This window comes from uncultured Leptotrichia sp., assembly GCF_938036635.1.
GTDB classification, from domain to species: Bacteria; Fusobacteriota; Fusobacteriia; order Fusobacteriales; family Leptotrichiaceae; genus Leptotrichia; species Leptotrichia hongkongensis.
Window position 1 is genome coordinate 1 of sequence record NZ_CALHQO010000083.1, and the last position, 5,049, is coordinate 5,049.

The window sequence follows — 5,049 nt, forward strand, 5'->3', positions numbered from 1 at the left end:
AGATTAAATATTAACAATGAATTGTTATTTTTAAAATTAATACAAAATAAAATTGGAGAAAAATTGGATATTTAAAAATATTCAGGAAAGGTAGAAAAATGAACATAAAAAAAATGATTGTAATAATTAATGTCCTTATATGTAGCTTTATGTTTGGAGATGACGGTTCTGTAAAAAAAGCTCTTGTAAAGGTTTATGCAGCTCATCAGATGTATAATTATGCATCACCTTGGCAAAATGGGCAGGACTACAATTCGACAGCAACAGGATTTATAATTGATGGAAACAGAATTATTACAAATGCGCATGCCGTATTAAATGAAAAATTCCTACAAGTTAGAAAAGAAGGGGATTCTAGAAAATACAAGGCAAATGTAAAATTTATCTCTGAAGAATATGATTTGGCTATGATTGATGTTGAAGATAAGTCGTTCTTTAATGGGACAACTACATTAAAATTAGGAACATTGCCTCAAATTCAGGATAATCTTACAGTTTATGGTTATCCACTTGGTGGGGATAAACTTAGTACGACTAGAGGAATAGTTTCTAGAATGGAGCATAATACGTATACTTTAACAAATCAAAAATTTTTAATAGGGCAAACTGATGCCGCCATTAATAGTGGAAATAGTGGAGGACCTGTTTTAAGCAATGGAAGAGTTGTTGGAGTTGCATTTGCGGGACTTACTCAAGCAGATAATATAGGATATTTTATTCCTGTAAATATAGTTAATAATTTTTTAGATGATATAAAAGATGGAACTTATGATGGACCACCAAAATTAGGAATACAATGGGCAAAACTTGAAAGTACATCACAACGTCAAATGTTAGGATTAAAAAATGATTCAAAAGGTATTATTATAAAAAAAGTTTTCACAAATTCGCCATTTTATGGAGTTTTACAAAGAAATGACGTATTGTTAAAATTAGATGGACAAAATATTGAGTCAGATGGAACAATTGAGTTTCGTAAAAATGAAAAAACAGATTTTAATTTTATAAACCAGGAAAAGAAATACGGACAGAATCTAAGTTATGAAATCATAAGAGATAAAAAAGTTCAAAAAGGACAAGTTACATTAAAGAAAACAGATATAAAGTATAGTGTTGTAAAAAGTACAAAATTACAGGATGCACCATCATATTATGTATACGGGGGATTAATATTTGAACCTCTTACAACAAATTATATTACAGCACTTTCTCAAGCACGACCATCAAATACACTTGCTGCAATATATGATAGAGAAGATTTGTTCAAGGATTACAATGGATTGGTGATTTTAGTAAGAGTTCTTCCATTTGATGTGAATCTTGGATATTCTGAGCTTGAAAATAAGATAATTACGAAGGTTAATGGACAAAAATATAAGGATTTTAATGATTTTGTACAGAAAGTTAAAAATACAAACAGTGAATTTATTGTTTTTGAAGATGAAGACAGTAATGAAATAGTACTTGATGTGGCAAAAGTTAAGGCTCAAAAAGCAGAATTGATGGACAACTATAACATTTCACATGAAATGTCGAGTGATATAAGATAATAAAACTAATTTAGGAGAAGAAAAGAATAAATATGGTAGAATTTTTTATTGCATTTAAGCATATTATTGAAAGAAAATTTCAAAGCATATTTTCAGTTCTTGGAGTTGCTATTGCAGTAACAGTTTTCATTGTTTCATTAACTGTTTCAAACGGACTGGAAAAAAATATGATAAATTCATTATTGACAATGAGTCCACATATTCTTATAAAAAATAAAAAATCAACTTTTTTTGAAAATTATAATGAAATCATAGAAAAAACAAAAAAAATAGATGGTGTAAAAGCTGTTATCCCGCAAATAAATAGTCAATCAATAATAAAAAGCAATGGTTTGGCAAAAGGTGTGCTGGCTGATGGAATTAGTCCAGAAAATGTAAAAAATGGCTTAAATCTAAAAATCGTAGAAGGAAATGACAATATTGCAGAGCTTAATTCAGTTCTTGTTGGTGAACAATTAGCGATAGAGATGAACTTACAAGTTGGGAAAGAAATAAGCCTTGTGTCTGCTGAGAATAAAGAAATAAAATTAATTGTCCGAGGTATTTTTAAAACAGGATTCTTAGATTATGATTCAAATCTTGCGATTGTACCATTAAAAACTATGCAAATTTTATCTGAACAAGGTGAATCTGCGACAGAAATTGGAATCAAGGTTGAACAGCCTCAAAAAGTTGAAAATGTATTGAATCAAGTAAAAAATGTTGTTAATCATAATGAATACGGTGTGATAAGCTGGAAGACGATAAATCAGAATCTTTTAAAAGCAGTACAGTTTGAAAAATTTGTGTTAATTGCGATTTTAAGTTTACTTCTTGTCATTGCAAGTTTTGCTGTATCGGTAATTTTAAATATGATTGTACGTGAGAAAATTAAGGATATTGGAATTTTGAAATCAATTGGATATACAAATAAAAATGTTCGAAGAATTTTTACTATAGAAGGATTGATAATTGGCGTATTTGGGATGATTTTGGCAAGTGGATTGTCGCCACTTGTACTTATAGGGTTAAAAATTTTATTTAAGGAATATATGAAAGGTGGAACTTATTATCTGGAAGAGTTGCCTTTGTATATTTCACAAAAGGAACTTCTTATTATTTATGGAGTAACATTTGTAGTTGTATTTTTGTCAACAATCTTCCCAGCAGCCAGAGCAGCCAGATTAAAACCTGTGGAGGCGTTAAAATATGAATAAAATAATAGAATTGAAAAATGTTAATAAAATTTATAAGACAAAAGTTGAAAATATTCATATTCTAAAAAATATAAACTTAGCGTTTAACAAAGGAGATTTTATTTCTATACAAGGTAAGTCAGGAAGCGGGAAAACATCCCTTTTAAATATACTTGGTCTTTTAGATGAGCCGACTGATGGAGAAATTTATATAGGTGGAGAAAAGATACACTATAAAAATGAAAAAGCAAAAACAGCAATAAGAAATAAAAAAATAGGATTTGTTTTTCAATTTCACTATTTGCTAAATGAATTTACAGCACTTGAAAATGTTATGATGCCTGCACTTGTAAACAAAAATATGAATAAGAATGAAATTAAGAAAAAAGCAAAAGAACTGCTTGCACTAGTGGGACTTGCAAAACGTATAAAACATAAACCAATGGAGCTTTCAGGAGGGGAAAAGCAGCGTGTGGCAATAGCAAGGGCAATGATTAACGACCCAGATATAATACTAGCTGATGAGCCTACAGGAAATCTTGACACAGAAACAAGTAATATGATAAATGAACTATTTATGAAAATAAATCAGGAAAGGAATCAGTCAATAATAATAGTTACTCATAGTCTGGAACTAGCAAATTTGGCTACTTATAAGTATAAAATTGAAAATGGTGAATTTAATATGATTTTACCAACAATACAATTTTAGGAAATTTTGATAATGGAAAAAGAAAAAATTTATCTGCACTATGATATGGATGCCTTTTTTGCTGCAATTGAGCAAAGGGATAACAAGGAACTTAGAGGAAAGCCTATCGCAATAGGACATGGAGTTGTTACAACGGCAAGCTATGAAGCTAGAAAATATGGAGTAAAATCTGCAATGCCAACAGTTCAGGCTAAACGTCTATGTCCAAATCTTATCGTTGTGAGCCTAAGAAAAGGTGTTTACTTTGAAGAGGGCAGAAGAATACAGGGATTAATAAAAAATGTATTGAAAAAATCCGAATTTACATCTGTTGATGAAGGTTATATTGATATTACAGAATTTATTCGAAATAAAAATATGAAACTTGATAAAAGAGATGAAATTTTAAAGATAGAGAGATTTATAAAAAAATTTAAAAAGTATGTTTATGATAATTCTAGGCTTACTTGCTCAGTTGGGATAGGTTTTAGCAAGATAAGCGCTAAAATTGCAAGTGATATTGATAAGCCGAATGGTTATTTTATATTTAGAAATCGTGAACATTTTTTAGATTATATTTATAATAAGGAACTTGGAATAATTCCAGGAATTGGGAAAAAAACACGGGAAGTATTGAAATTATTTAATATAACGAATGTTTTTCAGCTATATGAAATTGAAAAAAATGAGTTAATCAGAAGATTTGGGGAAAGTAAAGGAGAGTATCTGTATAATGCTATTCGTGGCTTGCATTCTTCTGAAATAAATACAGATAGAAAAAGACAGTCTTATGGACACGAAGTTACTTTTAATCAGGAGGAAAATGATATTTTGGCATTACATGCTGAATTAAAAAAGCAATCCGAAAGATTGAGCAGCAAACTTATTGAAAAAAATGAATTTGCCAAAACTGTTACAATAAAAATCAGATATTCCAATTTTGTAACCCATACTCGTTCAAAAACTTTGAAAAGTGCAACTAATGATATAAACAAAATATACGAAGCAGCAATCGAAAATCTAGAATTCTTTGAAAAAAAAGATGAAGTACGACTTATTGGGGTACAGCTGAGTTCAATTTTGAAAAGTAATGTAGTTCAGTTGTCATTTGATGATTTAAAATAGATTATTAAAAAATTTGAGAAAAATTATTTAAGTTGGGAAGTGAAAGTAAATGACTTTAAATGAAAAAGAAATATTAGATTACATTGATGAAATAAATCTCTTGTTAGAGAAAGCCTATGTACCTTACTCAAAATTTCCTGTAGCAGCATTATTAATCGATAATAATGGAAAAAAGCATAAAGGAGTAAATGTTGAAAATGCCTCCTTTGGGCTTACTCTCTGTGCCGAACGTAATGCGATTACAACAGCGGTTACTGAAAATATGAAGAAAATAAAAGTACTTGTTGTAACAGGAAATACACCTGAGCCAATTAGCCCTTGTGGAGCGTGTAGACAGGTAATAAGAGAATTTTCTGACAACGATACAGTAATAATTTTAGCAAATAAAGATAAAAAATATAAAATCACTTCATTGGAAGAGCTTTTGCCATATTCATTTGGACCGGAAGATTTGTAGAAATTTATAATATTTTTTAAATAATTAATAAATTATTATATTTTTTACAGT

The 5,049-nt window shown here is 29.3% G+C and carries 5 protein-coding genes; all 5 read left to right on the forward strand.

Annotated elements, in window-relative coordinates:
- The first annotated feature begins 98 nt into the window (after positions 1 to 98).
- Genes Q0370_RS01540 through cdd form a run of 5 tightly spaced genes read left to right on the forward strand, consistent with a single transcriptional unit; the run spans position 99 to position 4,998 of the window.
- Complete coding sequence (locus tag Q0370_RS01540; RefSeq protein ID WP_299571173.1) at positions 99 to 1,550, forward strand: serine protease; 1,452 nt, start codon at positions 99 to 101, stop codon at positions 1,548 to 1,550.
- 32 nt (positions 1,551 to 1,582) lie between these two features.
- Complete coding sequence (locus Q0370_RS01545; RefSeq protein WP_299571175.1) at positions 1,583 to 2,746, forward strand: ABC transporter permease; 1,164 nt, start codon at positions 1,583 to 1,585, stop codon at positions 2,744 to 2,746.
- Positions 2,739 to 3,437 carry an ABC transporter ATP-binding protein gene (locus Q0370_RS01550; RefSeq protein WP_147005724.1) on the forward strand — a complete coding sequence of 233 codons (699 nt, stop codon included), beginning with the start codon at positions 2,739 to 2,741 and terminating at the stop codon, positions 3,435 to 3,437. Before Q0370_RS01545 ends, Q0370_RS01550 begins: the two co-directional genes overlap by 8 nt.
- Before the next feature lie 12 nt (positions 3,438 to 3,449).
- Positions 3,450 to 4,541, forward strand: coding sequence for a DNA polymerase IV (gene dinB, locus Q0370_RS01555; protein WP_299571182.1), 1,092 nt, complete (start codon positions 3,450 to 3,452; stop codon positions 4,539 to 4,541).
- Positions 4,542 to 4,590: 49 nt separating this feature from the next.
- Positions 4,591 to 4,998 (forward strand): cytidine deaminase, encoded by a 408-nt coding sequence (gene cdd, locus Q0370_RS01560; protein ID WP_299571185.1) that lies wholly within the window; start codon positions 4,591 to 4,593, stop codon positions 4,996 to 4,998.
- The last annotated feature ends 51 nt before the right edge of the window (positions 4,999 to 5,049 follow it).